This window comes from Enterobacter sp. RHBSTW-00994, from assembly GCF_013782625.1.
In the GTDB taxonomy this organism is placed as follows: Bacteria; Pseudomonadota; Gammaproteobacteria; order Enterobacterales; family Enterobacteriaceae; genus Enterobacter.
Map to the genome: position 1 here is coordinate 4,512,502 of NZ_CP056199.1, position 15,801 is coordinate 4,528,302.

19 protein-coding genes are annotated in these 15,801 nt (G+C 53.2%); 13 read left to right on the forward strand and 6 right to left on the reverse strand.

Features of this window, described 5'->3' with window-relative positions:
- Positions 1–89: 89 nt before the first annotated feature.
- The 3 genes from ftsX to ftsY are packed head-to-tail and all read right to left on the reverse strand — an operon-like array spanning position 90 to position 3,275.
- A complete protein-coding gene (gene ftsX / locus HV346_RS21585; RefSeq protein ID WP_181621210.1) occupies positions 90–1,145 on the reverse strand; it encodes a permease-like cell division protein FtsX in 1,056 nt (351 codons plus the stop codon).
- On the reverse strand, positions 1,132–1,803 hold the full coding sequence (ftsE, locus tag HV346_RS21590; RefSeq protein ID WP_181621212.1) for a cell division ATP-binding protein FtsE: 672 nt from the start codon (positions 1,801–1,803) through the stop codon (positions 1,132–1,134). The genes ftsX and ftsE overlap by 14 nt, the downstream gene beginning before the upstream one ends.
- 2 nt (positions 1,804–1,805) lie before the next feature.
- Entirely contained in the window at positions 1,806–3,275 is a 1,470-nt protein-coding gene (gene ftsY, locus HV346_RS21595) for a signal recognition particle-docking protein FtsY (protein ID WP_181621214.1), read from the reverse strand.
- 127 nt (positions 3,276–3,402) lie between these two features.
- Here ftsY and rsmD point away from each other — a divergent pair, with 127 nt between their 5' ends.
- Positions 3,403–4,005: a 16S rRNA (guanine(966)-N(2))-methyltransferase gene (gene rsmD / locus HV346_RS21600; RefSeq protein WP_181621215.1), complete on the forward strand. Its 603-nt coding sequence runs from the start codon at positions 3,403–3,405 to the stop codon at positions 4,003–4,005.
- A complete protein-coding gene (locus tag HV346_RS21605; RefSeq protein WP_090420791.1) occupies positions 3,989–4,270 on the forward strand; it encodes a DUF1145 family protein in 282 nt (93 codons plus the stop codon). The genes rsmD and HV346_RS21605 overlap by 17 nt, the downstream gene beginning before the upstream one ends.
- A gap of 51 nt (positions 4,271–4,321) precedes the next feature.
- On the opposite strand, the gene HV346_RS21610 is transcribed toward HV346_RS21605, so the two are convergent.
- Complete coding sequence (locus HV346_RS21610) at positions 4,322–4,678, reverse strand: DUF2500 domain-containing protein (RefSeq protein ID WP_181621217.1); 357 nt, start codon at positions 4,676–4,678, stop codon at positions 4,322–4,324.
- A 128-nt stretch (positions 4,679–4,806) separates the two neighbouring features.
- On the opposite strand from HV346_RS21610, the gene HV346_RS21615 reads away from it, so the two are divergent.
- Positions 4,807–5,433 carry a lysoplasmalogenase gene (locus HV346_RS21615; protein WP_181621219.1) on the forward strand — a complete coding sequence of 209 codons (627 nt, stop codon included), beginning with the start codon at positions 4,807–4,809 and terminating at the stop codon, positions 5,431–5,433.
- A gap of 76 nt (positions 5,434–5,509) precedes the next feature.
- Entirely contained in the window at positions 5,510–7,699 is a 2,190-nt protein-coding gene (zntA, locus tag HV346_RS21620) for a Zn(II)/Cd(II)/Pb(II) translocating P-type ATPase ZntA (protein WP_181621220.1), read from the forward strand.
- Positions 7,700–7,708: 9 nt separating this feature from the next.
- On the opposite strand, the gene tusA is transcribed toward zntA, so the two are convergent.
- Entirely contained in the window at positions 7,709–7,951 is a 243-nt protein-coding gene (tusA, locus tag HV346_RS21625; protein ID WP_181621221.1) for a sulfurtransferase TusA, read from the reverse strand.
- Between the two features lie 169 nt (positions 7,952–8,120).
- Between tusA and HV346_RS21630 the strand changes: the two genes are divergently transcribed.
- A complete protein-coding gene (locus HV346_RS21630) occupies positions 8,121–8,786 on the forward strand; it encodes a 7-cyano-7-deazaguanine/7-aminomethyl-7-deazaguanine transporter (RefSeq protein WP_181621222.1) in 666 nt (221 codons plus the stop codon).
- Positions 8,787–8,858: 72 nt separating this feature from the next.
- Positions 8,859–9,416, forward strand: a complete 558-nt coding sequence (locus HV346_RS21635) for a DcrB family lipoprotein (protein ID WP_181621223.1) — start codon at positions 8,859–8,861, stop codon at positions 9,414–9,416.
- A 4-nt stretch (positions 9,417–9,420) separates the two neighbouring features.
- On the opposite strand, the gene HV346_RS21640 is transcribed toward HV346_RS21635, so the two are convergent.
- Positions 9,421–10,638, reverse strand: a complete 1,218-nt coding sequence (locus tag HV346_RS21640; protein WP_181621224.1) for an MFS transporter — start codon at positions 10,636–10,638, stop codon at positions 9,421–9,423.
- A 142-nt stretch (positions 10,639–10,780) separates the two neighbouring features.
- Here HV346_RS21640 and HV346_RS21645 point away from each other — a divergent pair, with 142 nt between their 5' ends.
- The 7 genes from HV346_RS21645 to HV346_RS21675 all read left to right on the forward strand — a co-directional run bounded on the left by HV346_RS21645 (position 10,781) and on the right by HV346_RS21675 (position 15,800).
- A complete protein-coding gene (locus tag HV346_RS21645; protein WP_181621225.1) occupies positions 10,781–11,830 on the forward strand; it encodes an AI-2E family transporter in 1,050 nt (349 codons plus the stop codon).
- A 346-nt stretch (positions 11,831–12,176) separates the two neighbouring features.
- Positions 12,177–12,566 (forward strand): hypothetical protein, encoded by a 390-nt coding sequence (locus HV346_RS21650; RefSeq protein WP_181621226.1) that lies wholly within the window; start codon positions 12,177–12,179, stop codon positions 12,564–12,566.
- Between the two features lie 68 nt (positions 12,567–12,634).
- Positions 12,635–13,699 (forward strand): class I SAM-dependent methyltransferase, encoded by a 1,065-nt coding sequence (locus tag HV346_RS21655; RefSeq protein ID WP_181621227.1) that lies wholly within the window; start codon positions 12,635–12,637, stop codon positions 13,697–13,699.
- A 67-nt stretch (positions 13,700–13,766) separates the two neighbouring features.
- The gene (locus HV346_RS21660) at positions 13,767–14,489 is read left to right on the forward strand and encodes a beta-ketoacyl synthase chain length factor (protein ID WP_181621229.1); all 723 of its coding nucleotides are present in this window, start codon (positions 13,767–13,769) and stop codon (positions 14,487–14,489) included.
- Complete coding sequence (locus HV346_RS21665; protein WP_181621231.1) at positions 14,486–15,301, forward strand: lysophospholipid acyltransferase family protein; 816 nt, start codon at positions 14,486–14,488, stop codon at positions 15,299–15,301. The genes HV346_RS21660 and HV346_RS21665 overlap by 4 nt, the downstream gene beginning before the upstream one ends.
- Positions 15,282–15,539 (forward strand): phosphopantetheine-binding protein, encoded by a 258-nt coding sequence (locus HV346_RS21670; protein ID WP_181623851.1) that lies wholly within the window; start codon positions 15,282–15,284, stop codon positions 15,537–15,539. The genes HV346_RS21665 and HV346_RS21670 overlap by 20 nt, the downstream gene beginning before the upstream one ends.
- A gap of 9 nt (positions 15,540–15,548) precedes the next feature.
- Entirely contained in the window at positions 15,549–15,800 is a 252-nt protein-coding gene (locus tag HV346_RS21675) for an acyl carrier protein (protein ID WP_181621233.1), read from the forward strand.
- Position 15,801: the final 1 nt, after the last annotated feature.

Below are 15,801 nucleotides of genomic sequence, written 5' to 3' on the forward strand. Positions count from 1 at the left end.
ACGATGATACTGCGGGGAAGAGACAACAGGGAGCTCTTTCCCTGCAGAGCGAACAACTCGGTGCAGGGAAAGATTATATCACGCTTTTATTAGTCGGGAGTAAAGTGACGTAAATGTTGAACAGTCGCCAGCCATGCCGCAACCCAGCCAATCATTGAGCAGACCAGCAATAACAACAGGCACTCATCAAATCCTAACCCACTGATATCAAACTTAGTTCCAAAAACCTGCGCCACTTCAGTGACGGCGGAAGAGAGCCGCATCACCAAAATTTCTGACAATATCAGTGAAAGAAATGCCCCGGAAAAACCGAGCAATGCACCACCGTACAGGAACGGACGGAGGATGAATCCATCCGTTGCACCAATCAGTTTTTGCACGTTGATCGTATCGCGACGCGCGAAGATGCTCAGACGCACGCTATTACCGATGACAAGGAATACTGCGGCCACCATCAGCACGCCAATCATCGCCGACACGCGCCCCACTAACCCGGTCAGAGAAGCAAGACGGGCAAACCAACTGTCGTCCATCCGCACTTCATCGATACCGTTGATATGGGTGATGCGCTCGCGAAGCGTGTTGAGTGACTCCGTGCCCTGGAAATCAAGCTTCGGGATCACCACGGCCACCGCAGGTAACGGGTTCTCTTCCAGCATATCCAGCGCACCGCCAAACCCGGACCAGTTACGAAACTCGCCCAGCGCCTCTTCGCGCGACAGGTAGTTCACCTTCTCCACACCCTGCTCGGACTGAAGTTGCCCCACCACCTGTGCCGCAGCGTTATCGTCCAGAGCCTTATCCAGATATACCGTGATCTGCGGCGACGGATAGTACTGTGAAGCCGCCTGGTTCACGTTTTTGTAAACCATGTAGCAGACGCTCGGTAACGTCAGGGAGATGGCGATAACCATCACCGTCAGGAACGTCGCCAGCGGCTTGCTTTTCAGATCCTGCAATGCGCCGTGGAAAGCATAACGCACCTGCTCGTTAAAGACGTTCGTTTTGCGAGAGTTCGGTTTTGGTGCAGCCTTCGCACGCTTTGGCGCATTGCGGTTGTTATCGCCGCCGCCCTGCGATTTGCGGAACCGGTCAAACCGGTTCCCAAACTGCCGAATCTGGTTCATTGCTTCACGCTTGTTCACCGTGGCCTCCGTGCAAATGACCGTCGCTCAGCGACAGCATGCGGTACGAACGACGGGAAATCAGTCCGATGTCGTGCGTTGCCATCAATACTGTGACCCCTACGCGGTTAAACTCCTCAAACAGACGCAAGATCCCTTCAGACAAAGCGTCGTCCAGGTTACCGGTCGGTTCATCCGCCAACAGAACGGCAGGTTTATTCACCACTGCACGGGCAATGCCCACGCGCTGCTGTTCACCGCCAGAAAGCTGGATCGGGAAGTTCTTCGCTTTGTCCAGCAATCCAACCTTGTCCAGTGCCGCCGAAACGCGACGGCGAATATCATCCCCGCTCGCGCCCGCAATGATCAGCGGGATCGCGACGTTGTCGAATACCGTACGATCCATCAACAGATGGTGATCCTGGAAAATCATACCGATCTGGCGACGTAAAAACGGCACTTCACGGTTTTTCAGGCGGCTAATATCATGGCCGCCAAAATAGATTTTCCCGGCACTTGGCCGTTCGATCCCACAGATAAGCTTGAGCAGGGTACTTTTCCCCGCGCCAGAATGGCCGGTCAGAAATGCCATCTCGCCCGGCTGCAGGTGAAAGGTCACTCCCTGCAGCGCTTGTCTCCCACCGAGATAGGCCTTGCTGACGTGTTCAAAGCGAATCATTGTTAATCCTCTCGGGCAAATAATGCCTCAATAAAGTCGTCCGCTTTAAACGGACGTAAATCCTCAATACGCTCGCCCACACCAATGTAACGGATAGGAATGCCGAACTGATCCGCCACGGAGAAGATCACCCCACCTTTGGCTGTACCGTCCAGTTTGGTCAGCGTAATCCCTGTCAGTCCTACCGCTTCATCAAACAGCTTCGCCTGACTCACGGCGTTCTGTCCTGTGCTGGCATCAATGGTCAGCATCACTTCATGCGGTGCATCTTCATCCAGTTTTTTCATCACACGGACGATTTTCTTCAACTCTTCCATCAGGTGCGCTTTGTTCTGCAAGCGCCCTGCGGTATCTGCAATTAACACATCCACGTTACGCGCTTTTGCGGCCTGGATGGCATCGAAGATAACTGACGCGGAATCCGCGCCGGTGTGCTGGGCAATCACCGGAATGTTGTTACGCTGGCCCCACACCTGCAGTTGTTCCACCGCCGCCGCGCGGAAGGTATCACCTGCCGCCAGCATCACCGATTTACCCTGCTGCTCGAACTGGCGCGCCAGCTTACCGATGGTGGTCGTTTTACCCACACCGTTCACACCAACCATCAGAATAACAAAGGGCGTTTTTCCTTCAATATTAAGCGGTTCGTCAACTTTTGCGAGAATTTCGCCCATCTCATCTTTTAACAGACCGTATAACGCCTCGGCGTCACGCAGCTGTTTGCGGCTGGCACTTTCGGTCAGGCTGGCGATAATCTTACGGGTCGTTTCCACACCGACATCGGCGATCAGTAACTGCTCTTCCAGCTCTTCAAAGAGATCATCGTCGATCTTTTTGCCCCGGAACAGACTGATAAATCCGGAACCTAAGTTTTCTTTGGTTTTTAGCAGGCTGCGCTTCAGGCGTGCGAAGAAACCCTCTTTGGTTGGTTTTTCCTGCTCCTGAACGGCCTCTTCCTCCGGTTCAGCAATCTCAGCGTCTTCAGCAGACTCAGCAACTAACGCCTGAGCTTCCAGCTCTTCGTCAGTAATATCAGCGACATTTTCTTCCTGGACCGCGTCAATAATTTCAACGGTTTCAGCCTCCGCTTGCCACTCTTCCGGGGAAACTGTCTCAGCTTTCACCTCTTCCGGCAAAGGCAGTTCTTCGTGTTCAACCACCGCCTGAGAAGGGGTTTCGACAACCTCTTCAACGGGTTCTTCAACAACAACTGGCTCAGGCTCAACCACCTGTGGTTGCTCACTTTCCTGTACCTGTTCAGTGACCTCAACCACCTCTTCAGCAAAGGCTTCAGTCTCTTCTTTGCTGTGGGCGTGTTCTTCTGCTTCTACAACGGCTGCGGTTTCAACAGGCGTTTCAGGCAGAGATTGCTCTTCAACGGCTTGTTGTTCTTCGATTTTCTGTTCTGTTTCTTGCTCTTTTTCACCGAAGCCAAGCCAGGAAAAGAAGCCACGTTTTTTTTGTTTTGCCATCAGCGACTACACTCCTCGCGGCGCTATATACAGGGAAGCTAAAAAAATGATGAAATAGTCTAACACTTTACTTAATTGACATCACCGCCTGGAATCGCAGGCCAATTGTTAGCAGAGCTTTCCTGAAATGAAGAAACCCACCCGCGCCTCAGCCGGACAAATTCGTATTATCGGCGGCCAGTGGCGAGGCCGGAAATTACCGGTTCCGGACAGCCCCGGTTTGCGCCCCACCACCGATCGCGTCCGAGAGACGCTGTTTAACTGGCTGTCACCATCGATGGTCGATTCCCGTTGTCTGGACTGTTTTGCCGGGAGCGGCGCATTAGGTCTCGAAGCCTTGTCTCGTTACGCCGCCAGCGCCACCCTGCTGGAGATGGAGCGTAACGTCGCACAGCAGTTGCAGCAAAACCTGGCAACCCTGAAAGCAGCAAATGCAAAAGTGGTGAACACCAATACGCTCAGTTTCCTTGCGCAGTCAGGTACGCCGCATGATGTGGTGTTTGTCGATCCGCCGTTCCGTAAAGGCCTGCTGGACGAAACGCTCACACTGCTGGAGAAAAATGGCTGGCTGGCCGATGACGCGCTGATTTACGTCGAGAGCGAAGTAGAAAATGGCCTGCCGCCAGTGCCTGCTCACTGGAGCCTGCACCGGGAAAAAGTGGCCGGACAGGTTGCGTATCGTTTGTATCACCGTGAAGCACAAGGAGAATCCAATGCCGGTACTGATTAATCTGGGACGTTTACTGATGCTGGGTGTCTGGGCGTTTCTGATCCTGAATCTGGTGCATCCTTTCCCACGTCCGATGAATATTTTCGTCAACGTTGCGCTGATTTTCACCTCATTTATGCATGCTCTGCAGATGGTGATGCTAAAAAACGGTCTGCCGAAAGATGGCCCACAGATGACTGGCTGGCAACAACTGCGCGTCTTTATTTTTGGCGTATTTGAATTGCTGGTATGGATGAAGAAATTTAAAGCGCAGGCGAAGAAGTAAGCGGCCTGATGTTTTCACCCTCTCCCACAGGGAGAGGGGACTTTCCGGGCATTATTCCGGCGCGAACCCCTCAAACCGCGATCCTTTATAGCTTAGCGTCCCTTTATCCCCCACCGTCAGGTGATGATATTGCTGCGCCTCAAGGCGGAAAGTCATCTCCAACCCACCGGTTTCCGGCTTAAAGCTCGCCTCATAACGTATCGTCGCTCCCGCAGGCGTCACCTGCTGCTGACGTGAACGTCGATCGTTAAGGGTTTTCTCGCGCTTATTACTCACCACGACACGTTTTTGCACCAACGGGGCAGCGTCATTACTGGCCTTCTCACGGCGTTGCTGCACGAAACGGAACGAGGCAGCAATCACGATGATAGCCACCACAATAATAAAAAAAAACGGCATCTTGCTCATTGTTAAATCCTATCAGATTAGGCGGAAATCAGGATACCTTGCCTTATCCGTCATTGCCAAACGCCCGCCCGCATCACTACACTGATCTGAAACTGATGATTCAGTCATAACAGATACAGGGAGTTAATATGCTTTGGTCATTTATCGCTGTCTGTTTTTCCGCATGGCTTTATGTCGATGCGTCTTATCGCGGCCCTGCGTGGCAGCGTTGGTTATTTAAACCCGTCACCCTGCTGCTTTTGCTCCTGCTTGCCTGGCAAGCGCCAATGTTCAATGCCGTTAGCTATCTGGTCCTCGCCGGTTTGTGCGCGTCATTAATTGGCGATGCGTTAACGCTGTTACCACGTCAGCGCCTGCTCTATGCCATAGGGGCGTTTTTCCTGTCGCATCTGCTTTACACCATCTACTTTGCCAGCCAGATGACGCTCTCCTTCTTCTGGCCATTACCCCTGGTGCTGCTGGTCATTGGCGCGCTATTGCTGGCGGTTATCTGGACACGTCTGGAAGAGATGCGTGTGCCAGTCTGTACCTTTATCGCCATGACACTGGTGATGGTCTGGCTGGCCGGAGAACTTTGGTTCTTCCGTCCGACATCGCCTGCCATGTCTGCTTTCTTCGGCGCGGCGCTGCTGCTGATCGGCAATATTGTCTGGCTGGGCAGCCATTATCGCCGCCGTTTCCGCGCGGATAATGCCATTGCCGCAGCCTGCTACTTCGCCGGTCACTTCCTGATTGTGCGTTCACTTTATATTTAAATAAGCCTTGACTCTGGAGTCGACTCCAGAGTGTATGCTGCGGCTAATGAGAAAATTATCATTACCGGAGACTGCCATGTCGACTCCAGACACAAACAAAAAAGTGCCGCAATTCTCGGCACTTAAACTTAATCCCCTCCCGGCTAAAGACGATTGCTGCTGTGAGGGGACGTCTTGCGAAAGTGAAAAGGCGCAAGCACTGCCCGAAAGCGGTAACCGCTTCAGTTGGGTCGTGAATGGCATGGACTGCGCTGCCTGCGCCCGCAAAGTTGAGAATGCGGTCCGGCAGGTCAGCGGCGTCGAGCATGTCCAGGTGCTGTTTGCGACCGAAAAACTGCTGGTCAACGCCACATCAGACATCAGTGCCCAGGTGGAAGCGGCGGTTATCCGCGCCGGTTACACTCTGCGTAATGAAAACACTCCGGCAGAAAAAACCACGCCACTGCGCAAAAACCTTCCCCTGATCACGCTGATCATCATGATGGCGTTGAGCTGGGTACTGGAACAATTCAACCATCCATTCGGTAACCTGGCGTTTATCGCCACCACGCTGGTTGGCCTGTACCCCGTCGCCCGTCAGGCACTGCGCCTGATAAAAACCGGGAGCTGGTTTGCCATCGAAACACTGATGAGCGTTGCCGCCATTGGCGCGCTTTTTATTGGTGCAACCGCTGAAGCAGCGATGGTTCTGCTGTTGTTTTTAATTGGTGAGCGTCTTGAAGGCTGGGCCGCGAGCCGGGCACGTAAAGGCGTGAGCGCGTTGATGGCACTAAAACCGGAAACCGCTACCCAGGTTATCAACGGAGAACGTCAGATTGTGGCGATCGGCGCGCTACGCCCGGGAGATGTGATTGAAGTGGCTGCGGGCGGTCGTCTGCCAGCTGACGGTGCTCTCCTCACGGCCACCGCCAGCTTTGATGAAAGCGCCCTGACCGGAGAATCCATCCCTGTGGAACGCACCGCAGGTGAAAAAATCCCTGCGGGTGCGACCAGCGTTGACCGCCTGGTGCAGCTTCGCGTCTTGTCCGAGCCAGGCGACAGTGCCATCGATCGCATTCTGAAGCTCATTGAAGAAGCGGAAGAGCGTCGCGCTCCCGTTGAGCGCTTTATCGATCGCTTCAGCCGTATTTACACCCCGGTCATTATGCTGATTGCTCTGCTGGTTGCCGTCTTGCCCCCACTGTTTTTTAGCGCGCCGTGGGAGGGCTGGATCTACAAAGGGCTGACGCTGCTGCTGATTGGTTGCCCGTGTGCATTAGTTATCTCAACCCCCGCCGCGATTACCTCTGGTCTGGCTACTGCTGCGCGATATGGCGCCCTGATTAAAGGTGGCGCAGCACTGGAGCAACTGAGCCAGATTCACCAGATTGCCTTCGATAAAACGGGCACGCTAACTATCGGTAAACCTCAGGTCACAGGAGTTTATCCGCAGGACACCACCGAGGATAACCTGCTTGCGCTGGCAGCTGCTGTTGAGCAAGGCTCAACCCACCCGCTGGCGCAGGCGATTGTCCGTGAAGCCCAGTCACGTGGGCTGGCAATTCCAGCCGCCACGGCTCAACGGGCGCTGATGGGATCCGGCATTGAAGCGGACATCGAGGGTAAAAAAACGCTGATCATCACCGCAGATAAATTCAAGGCTATCGGGCTGAGCCAGCAAATCCAGACGCTGGAGCAAGCCGGACAGACCGTGGTTATCGTGGTGCAGGACGGCGTGGCGCAAGGCATGCTGGCCCTGCGCGATACCCTGCGCGATGATGCAAAAGCCGCGATCGCCGATCTGCATCAACTCGGCGTACAAGGGATTATCCTGACAGGTGATAACCCACGTGCCGCCGCCAGTATTGCCGCAGAACTGGGGATGGAATTTAAGGCCGGACTGCTGCCCGCCGATAAAGTGAATGCTGTCACGCAGATGAATGCCCGCGCTCCGCTGGCTATGGTAGGCGACGGAATTAACGATGCGCCCGCGATGAAAGCATCAACCATTGGGATTGCAATGGGCAGCGGTACAGACGTCGCGCTGGAAACTGCCGATGCCGCGCTGACACATAACCGCCTGACCGGGCTGGCGCAAATGATCAGTCTGGCTCGCGCCACACGCACCAACATTCGCCAGAACATCACGATTGCACTGGGGCTGAAAGGGATTTTCCTGGTGACCACACTGCTTGGGATCACCGGGCTGTGGCTGGCGGTGCTGGCCGATACCGGCGCGACAGTGCTGGTTACGGCAAACGCCCTGAGGCTGCTTCGCAGGAAGTAGGCCTGCCGACTATCCTTTGCGAATTAAGTACCGGTACGGCAGCGTATCGGTCTCTTGCGCCACCAGCGCATGTTCCATAAAGGTACAAAAACCGGGAATATCGCGGGTGGTGGCAGGATCATCAGCAATGATGAGCAAGGTTTCGCCCGTCTGCATGGTGCGTACAGTTTTACGCACCATCATCACAGGCTCAGGGCAGCGGAGGCCCTGAGCATCGAGCGTATGGTCTGGGCTGGAAAACAGGTCGGTCATTTTCGTCTCGTTCACATAAAAACGGCTGTAGTTTACGCCGCGTTCCCGTCAATGCAAACCAGGTTAACGATTGCGTGAAAATTAGCCATTGCAAACTACATTTAAAGCAGTATCATGCGGCGGCTTTATTGGGTTCCCTCACCCCAAAGATTAATCAAAAAGGTACAATATGAACTCCTTTACACAAACCCAGCGCGTAAAAGCGTTGTTCTGGCTTTCGCTTTTTCATTTGCTGGTGATCACCTCCAGCAACTATCTGGTACAGCTGCCTATCTCCATTTTGGGTTTCCATACCACCTGGGGTGCGTTCAGTTTTCCGTTTATTTTCCTTGCCACTGACCTGACCGTGCGTATTTTTGGCGCGCCGCTGGCTCGTCGCATTATTTTTGCGGTGATGCTGCCTGCGTTATTCGTTTCGTACGTGATTTCGTCCCTGTTTTACATGGGAAGCTGGCAGGGCTTCGAAGCGCTGACGCACTTTAACCTGTTTGTCGCCCGTATCGCGGCGGCCAGCTTCATGGCCTATGCCCTGGGGCAAATCCTCGATGTTCATGTCTTTAACCGTCTTCGCCAGAATCACCGCTGGTGGATGGCGCCAACAGCATCAACGCTGTTTGGCAATGTGAGCGATACGCTGGCATTCTTCTTTATCGCCTTCTGGCGTAGCCCGGATGCTTTTATGGCAGCACACTGGATGGAGATCGCGCTGGTTGACTACTGCTTCAAGGTACTTATCAGCATTGTTTTCTTCCTGCCGATGTATGGCGTACTGCTGAATATGCTGCTGAAAAGGCTGGCAGATAAATCTGAAATCACCGCATTGCAGGCAGGTTAAGGGTTCGATTTATCAGTTGTGATAAGATGGACGAATGAGCCGTTATGGCCGTTTATCGAAAGGAAGAAGTCAATGCGCAATCTGGTTAAATATGTCGGGATTGGCCTGCTGGTTGTGGGCCTTGCAGCCTGTGATAACAGCGACACAAAAGCACCTGCACAAGGCGCGTCAGCTGAAAGTAATGCCACCGGGCAGCCGGTTAATCTGCTGGATGGCAAACTCAGTTTCTCTCTCCCGGCGGATATGACCGACCAGAGCGGTAAGCTGGGCACGCAGGCGAACAATATGCACGTCTATTCCGACGCCACCGGACAAAAAGCGGTGATTGTGATTGTGGGTGACGACACCAGCGAAGCGCTGGGCGTACTGTCAAAACGTCTGGAAGATCAACAGCGCAGCCGCGATCCACAGTTGCAGGTCGTGACCAATAAGTCCATCGAACTGAAAGGCCACACGATGCAACAACTGGACAGCATTATTTCTGCAAAAGGCCAGACGGCTTACTCTTCCGTGGTTCTCGGCAAAGTGGACAACAAGCTGCTGACCCTGCAAATCACACTGCCTGCCGAAGACCAGCAGAAAGCACAAACCGCAGCGGAAAATATCATTAACACCATCGTGATTCAGTAAGTCTTCACGATGATGACGTGGCCTCTGGTGCTTGCTCCAGAGGCCATTTTTTTAGCCGCCATGTCAGCAACAGCGCCACCGCCACCAGCCCAGCTGCCGCCAGATAGATAACCGGCACACCCGCCCACGACATCATCAGCCCCGCCAGCGGCCCGGTCACGCCTAAAGACATGTCCATAAACACCGTATAAGTCGCCAGTGCTGCCCCCTGGTTTTGCTGGGGAACCGCTTTTACCGCCACCACCCCCAGCGCCGGGAAGACCAGCGAGAAACCAGCCCCAGCCAGGAAGACCCCTGTTTTTGCCATCCACGGTTCGCCCGCCACACCGGTCAGCAACAGCCCAACAATCTCTACGGCGAAACAGATCATCGCCACGTTCAGGCCGCCCAGACGGTTGATGCTGTTCGGGAACAGCAAACGCGTCCCCACAAACGCACAGCTAAACAGGGTTAAGGCAAACGCTGCGCCATCCCATCCTTTTGCGTCGTAGAACAGGGTGATAAAGGTGGCAATCACCCCGAAACCTGCCGACGCCAACGCAAGCGCCATTCCGTAAGGCCAGACGCGCCCCAGTACCGCCCGAAACGGCATGGGTTTGCCTTTGCTGGCTTTTACTTTTGGACGCGGTAATGCAAACAGGATCGCCATCAGCGCCACGGCCATAATGGTCAATGCCAGACCGTTCAGCCCCGCAAAGGAGAAGCAGACAACGCCCAGTGGCGCGCCCAGGGCCATTGCCCCATAGGTGACAATCCCGTTCCATGAAATCACCCGGCCAATGTGCGGCGCACCAACGACACCCACGCCCCACAGCGTTGAACCGGTTCCGGCCAGACTTTGTCCAACACCGAGGATCACGCGTCCCAGACAGAGCAACGCCAGGCTCACCATTGGCCAGCCGCTGGTCAACCCGGCCATTAAATAGCTCAGACCACTCAGGAAGCAGCCACAAAGTCCTAATACGACGATGCTTTTCGGGCCAAATAAATCAGCGTATCGCCCGGCATGGGGGCGGCTTATCAGTGTGGCGAAATACTGCAGGCTGATCACCAGCCCTGCCCAGAAAGCACTAAATCCCATCACATCATGAACATAACCGGGCAGTACAGCCAAAGGCAGGCCAATGGTCAGATAACTGGCGAAGTTGAAAATAACAACAGAAACAATGCGCAGATTAAGGCGTAATCCGCTTAATGCCGGCTCGGCGACGGGTTCGGGCATGGAGCTCTACCTGGATTTTTACAACAGTGTTTCACTATTACCACGACGAGCCATGAAAATCAGCAGCGACTTTCAGATTATCAACCCATACGGCGCATGGAGGGCGCACTACACTTAAGAGCACACAATAAAAGGAATTCACATGACATCCATTCAGCCCGACAAAGCGGGTTTACATATACTGCTTAAACTCGCCAGTCTGGTCGTGATCCTCGCCGGTATTCACGCCGCAGCGGATATTATTGTTCAGCTCTTGCTGGCACTATTTTTTGCTATCGTCCTCAACCCCTTAGTGACCTGGTTTATCCGTCACGGCATGAAGCGAACCGTTGCAATTACCCTTGTGGTGCTGGTGATGCTGGTCGTCCTCACCGTGTTGGTTGGCGTCCTCGCCGCCTCGCTCAGCGAATTCTCAACCATGCTGCCGGCGTACAACAAAGAACTAACCCGCAAGGCGCTGATTTTGCAGGACTCACTGCCCTTCCTGCATATGCATATGTCGCCCGAACGCATGTTGCAACGCATGGACTCCGAGAAAATCATGACCTTCGCCACGACGCTTATGACTGGCCTGTCCGGGGCGATGGCCAGCGTTCTGCTACTGGTGATGACCGTCGTCTTTATGTTGTTCGAAGTGCGTCACGTGCCCTATAAACTGCGTTTTGCACTGAATAATCCGCAGATCCATATCGCTGGCCTGCACCGTGCGCTGAAAGGCGTGTCTAAATACCTGGCCCTTAAAACGTTACTCAGCTTGTGGACTGGCGTCATTATCTGGCTGGGTCTGACATTCATGGGTGTACAGTTTGCACTGATGTGGGGCGTGCTGGCTTTTCTGCTGAATTATGTTCCGAATATCGGCGCGGTGCTCTCCGCCGTCCCCCCAATGGTTCAGGCGTTTCTGTTCAATGGTATCTATGAATGCATGTTGGTCGGTGCACTGTTCCTGATCGTGCACATGGTGCTGGGAAATATTCTTGAGCCCCGCATGATGGGTCATCGGCTGGGGATGTCGACGCTGGTAGTGTTTCTGTCATTATTGGTCTGGGGATGGCTACTGGGACCGGTCGGTATGTTGTTGTCAGTCCCGCTGACCAGTGTCTGTAAAATCTGGATGGAGACAACGAAGGGTGGCAGCAAACTGGCTATTTTGCTCGGCCCGGGCCGACCCAAAAGCCGGCTTCCCGGTTAATAATGTCATGCGTAAACCTACCAACCCGGGTAGGTTTATTACCAGTTGGCACTCTGTAGAATATTTGCCAATTTTATAATTGCAGTAGCCTTTATTTATCTGCATAAATCAACGCCAGGAATAACCCGAAAAAAACAGATAAACCTCATGGCAATGGTTATTTAAATCAAATTAAATCACATCTGGTTAAGCATTTGTACTTTCAATAACAATATGCTTCCCTTCATATCTTATTTGTAAAATAATGGCATCAAAGCGATGTCGTCAGAATAACATTTGTCTGATTTAAAACCAGAAGCTGTAAATATTACTCGAATAAATCGTTATTATTGATACGGAGATGTTGATGAAAAAGCTTGTTAAATGGTGTGCAGCCTTTGCCATCGTGGGTGCTCTTGCAGGTTGTGCGCGTACTGCTCCAATCGATCAAGTTCATACAATTGTGAGCGCGGGTCACACGTCTGAACAGGTCAAAAACGCAATTCTTAACGCCGGCCATCAGCGTAAATGGATCATGACGGAAGCAGGCCCTGGTGTTATTAAAGGCCGCCTTCAGACCCGTGACCACTTTGCCGAAGTGCGCATTCCTTATTCCGCAACAGGTTACTCCATTAACTATGCAAATAGCCTGAACCTGAAAGCTGGCGATGGCAAAATCCACAAAAGCTACAACCGCTGGGTTCAGAACCTCGATAATGACATTCAGTTGAATCTCTCTGCTCCTGCTGCGAAGTAAGTTTCGCTAAAGTCGGGCCGCTAATGGCCCGATAATCCCTCCATTAGTTCCGTAAAGGTTACGCAACAATGTACGAAAAGGACTCTCTCAGCGCGCTGGATGCCATCACTGAAGCGCAACGCATCGCCTTTGCACCGATGCTTTTTCAAACTGCGCTCTGTCTGCGTAACTCTGGTGTTCTGGCCTGGCTGGATAAGCAGGGAAAACAAGGCTCTAACCTTGCGGATATAACGGAAAACAGCACCCTGAATGAATATGGCGTCAGCGTGTTGCTGGACATGGGATTAAGCGGCCGGATCGTGACTTATACCGAGGGACGTTATTACCTGGCCAAGGTGGGGCATTTTTTACTCCACGATACCATGACCCGCGTAAATATGGATTTCACCCAGGATGTTTGCTATCAGGGGTTATTTCATCTCGCCGACTCCCTCAAGCAAGAAAAACCCTCAGGACTCAGCGTATTTGGCGACTGGCCAACCATTTATCCTGCGTTGTCACAATTACCCGCGCAGGCGAAAGAGAGCTGGTTTGCGTTTGATCATTACTATTCTGACGCCGCTTTCGATGCCGCATTGCCATATATATTCGCAAGCTCGCCAACAAAATTGTACGATGTAGGCGGTAATACGGGGAAATGGGCGCTGCGTTGCTGTCGGTATGATGAGAATGTCGCAGTCACCATCCTGGATTTGCCGCAACAAATCGCGCTGGCGCAGCAGAATATCGCAAATGCAGGTTTATCTCATCGCATTGGGTTCCATCCTGTCGATATGCTTAGCCATGCGGCGCTCCCTGGTGAGGCGGATATCTGGTGGATGAGTCAATTCCTGGACTGTTTCTCACCCGATCAGATTGTCACCATGCTCGGTAAAATTGCACAGGTTATGAAGCCCGGTGCGCAACTGTGCATTATGGAGCTGTTCTGGGACGCACAGAAATTTGAAGCGGCATCGTTTAGCCTTAACGCCACTTCGCTTTATTTCACCTGTATAGCGAATGGCAACAGCCGTTTTTACAGTGCAGAAAAATTTTATCACTACCTGGAAATGGCAGGATTCCGCGTAACACAGCGGCATGACAATCTTGGAGTGGGTCATACCTTACTGGTTTGTCAGAAAAATGAACAATAGAGCAGTGTAGCTGCCTTGCTCCACCCTTTTATTATTATTGATTACGGTTTTTCGCGGACGCGCGTAGATGAAATTTTCACTGAACATAATCGACTGGCAGGCCAGAGCGCCGGGTCTCAGCGATGCCACAGAGTGGCAGGTATGGTCACGCCATTCGCTAATCATCGATCCAACCGCTGCGCAGGCAAAATTGACCGACTTGCCGATGATGACCGCACGCCGCCTCAACTCCGGCAGTAAGCTGGCGGTTGATTGCGGTCTTGCCATGCTACGCAAACACGCCATTGATGCTGTCGTCTACACCAGCCGCCACGGCGAGCTGGAACGCAATTACCGTATCCTGCACGCACTGGCGACAGAACAGGCCGTTTCACCGACTGATTTTGCCATGTCAGTGCACAATTCCGCCGTGGGTAATCTGACCATTGCCGCGCGCCAGCCAATTGTCTCCTCCTCGCTTTCAGCCGGTCGGGATACTTTCCAGCAAGGTTTGTGCGAAGTCCTGAGCCTGCTGTACGCCGGTTACACCCGTGTATTGATGGTCGATTTCGATGGCGCACTGCCTGAGTTTTACCACTCTACACTGCCTGCCCCCCTGCCAACATGGCCCTACGCCATGGCACTGGTGATTGAAGCAGGTAATACACTGAGCTGCGAAACCCAACGCGCAAGCCCGACAGAAGAGCCTTCGCTGCCACAAAGTCTGCTGTTTTTGCAGCGCTACCTCCGGGATGAAAAGCATTTTCACATCTCCGGCGAACGTTTGCTGTGGCAATGGGCGCGCGCATGAGCACCCTGATGAGCCGCATCAACAGGGTATGGCGTCTGGCAATGACCGGATTCTGCTTCGTGCTCTTTGGCACAGGCGGCCTGCTGCTCTCGCTGGTATGGTTCAACCTGCTGCTGGTTATGCAGCGCGATCGTGCGAAACGTCGTCGACTGGCACGACGTAGCATCTCCGCCAGCTTCCGCTTTTTCTTAACCGTTGCCCGCCTGACAGGTGTGCTGGATTACCGTATTGATAACCTCAGTGCATTGAGCGAAGAACGCGGTTGTCTGGTCGTGGCTAACCACCCGACGCTAATCGACTACGTGATCCTCGCATCGGTGATGCCAGAAACAGACTGCCTCGTGAAAAGTGCGCTGCTACGCAACCCCTTTGTCAGCGGCGTCATTCGCGCAGCGGATTACCTGATCAATAGCGAAGCGGAAACGCTGTTATCCTCAAGCCAGCGTCGGCTGGCACAGGGCGATACGATTTTGATTTTTCCGGAAGGCACGCGCACGCGCGCCGGAGAAGCCATCACGTTGCAACGCGGCGCGGCGAATATCGCCGTTCGTTGTGGCAGCGATCTGCGCGTGGTACTGATCCACTGCAGCGAGCATCTGCTCGATAAAAAAAGCCGGTGGTATGACATACCGCCAAACAAGCCCTATTTCACCGTGGATGTTCGTGAGCGGGTGAATATTCATGATTTTTACGATGCGACGCAACAAGAACCGGCGCTGGCGGCAAGGCAGTTAAACCGGCATCTGCAGCATCGATTAACATCAGGTCTTCAATCTTTGTCAGGAATTAATGATGCAAGCGCTCTATCTTGAAATTAAGAATCTTATTATCTCTACGCTGAATCTGGACGAGCTTACCGACGCGGATATCGACACAGAAGCGGCGCTGTTTGGGGATGGCCTGGGTCTCGACTCCATCGATGCCCTCGAACTGGGTCTGGCAGTGAAAAACCAGTACGGCGTTGTATTATCAGCGGAAAGCGAAGAGATGCGTCAGCATTTCTACTCTGTTGCCACGCTGGCATCATTTATCCATGCCCAACGCGCCTGAGAACTCACCATGACTGAACAAGAAACCATTTATCAGGAAGTCTCTGCACTTCTGATTAAACTGTTCGAGATTACCCCTGAGGAGATCACCCCAGAGGCTCGCCTGTATGAAGATCTGGAGCTGGATAGCATCGACGCCGTCGACATGATTGTTCATCTTCAAAAGAAAACGGGCAAAAAAATCAAACCGGAAACCTTCAAGTCGGTGCGTACTGTCCAGGACGTTGTTGACGCCGTCGCTCAGCTTCTGCACGAAGAGTAAG

What these genes read in the sequence shown, in the direction of transcription:
- HV346_RS21640 (WP_181621224.1), bottom strand. Translation starts at nt 10,638, where the DNA reads ATGCCCGAACCCGTCGCCGAGCCGGCATTAAGCGGATTACGCCTTAAT.
- tusA (WP_181621221.1), bottom strand. Translation starts at nt 7,951, where the DNA reads ATGACCGACCTGTTTTCCAGCCCAGACCATACGCTCGATGCTCAGGGC.
- rsmD (WP_181621215.1), top strand. Translation starts at nt 3,403, where the DNA reads ATGAAGAAACCCACCCGCGCCTCAGCCGGACAAATTCGTATTATCGGC.
- HV346_RS21670 (WP_181623851.1), top strand. Translation starts at nt 15,282, where the DNA reads ATGCAAGCGCTCTATCTTGAAATTAAGAATCTTATTATCTCTACGCTG.
- HV346_RS21610 (WP_181621217.1), bottom strand. Translation starts at nt 4,678, where the DNA reads ATGAGCAAGATGCCGTTTTTTTTTATTATTGTGGTGGCTATCATCGTG.
- HV346_RS21630 (WP_181621222.1), top strand. Translation starts at nt 8,121, where the DNA reads ATGAACTCCTTTACACAAACCCAGCGCGTAAAAGCGTTGTTCTGGCTT.
- HV346_RS21665 (WP_181621231.1), top strand. Translation starts at nt 14,486, where the DNA reads ATGAGCACCCTGATGAGCCGCATCAACAGGGTATGGCGTCTGGCAATG.
- zntA (WP_181621220.1), top strand. Translation starts at nt 5,510, where the DNA reads ATGTCGACTCCAGACACAAACAAAAAAGTGCCGCAATTCTCGGCACTT.
- HV346_RS21655 (WP_181621227.1), top strand. Translation starts at nt 12,635, where the DNA reads ATGTACGAAAAGGACTCTCTCAGCGCGCTGGATGCCATCACTGAAGCG.
- HV346_RS21675 (WP_181621233.1), top strand. Translation starts at nt 15,549, where the DNA reads ATGACTGAACAAGAAACCATTTATCAGGAAGTCTCTGCACTTCTGATT.
- HV346_RS21660 (WP_181621229.1), top strand. Translation starts at nt 13,767, where the DNA reads ATGAAATTTTCACTGAACATAATCGACTGGCAGGCCAGAGCGCCGGGT.
- HV346_RS21615 (WP_181621219.1), top strand. Translation starts at nt 4,807, where the DNA reads ATGCTTTGGTCATTTATCGCTGTCTGTTTTTCCGCATGGCTTTATGTC.
- ftsY (WP_181621214.1), bottom strand. Translation starts at nt 3,275, where the DNA reads ATGGCAAAACAAAAAAAACGTGGCTTCTTTTCCTGGCTTGGCTTCGGT.
- HV346_RS21650 (WP_181621226.1), top strand. Translation starts at nt 12,177, where the DNA reads ATGAAAAAGCTTGTTAAATGGTGTGCAGCCTTTGCCATCGTGGGTGCT.
- HV346_RS21645 (WP_181621225.1), top strand. Translation starts at nt 10,781, where the DNA reads ATGACATCCATTCAGCCCGACAAAGCGGGTTTACATATACTGCTTAAA.
- HV346_RS21605 (WP_090420791.1), top strand. Translation starts at nt 3,989, where the DNA reads ATGCCGGTACTGATTAATCTGGGACGTTTACTGATGCTGGGTGTCTGG.
- HV346_RS21635 (WP_181621223.1), top strand. Translation starts at nt 8,859, where the DNA reads ATGCGCAATCTGGTTAAATATGTCGGGATTGGCCTGCTGGTTGTGGGC.
- ftsE (WP_181621212.1), bottom strand. Translation starts at nt 1,803, where the DNA reads ATGATTCGCTTTGAACACGTCAGCAAGGCCTATCTCGGTGGGAGACAA.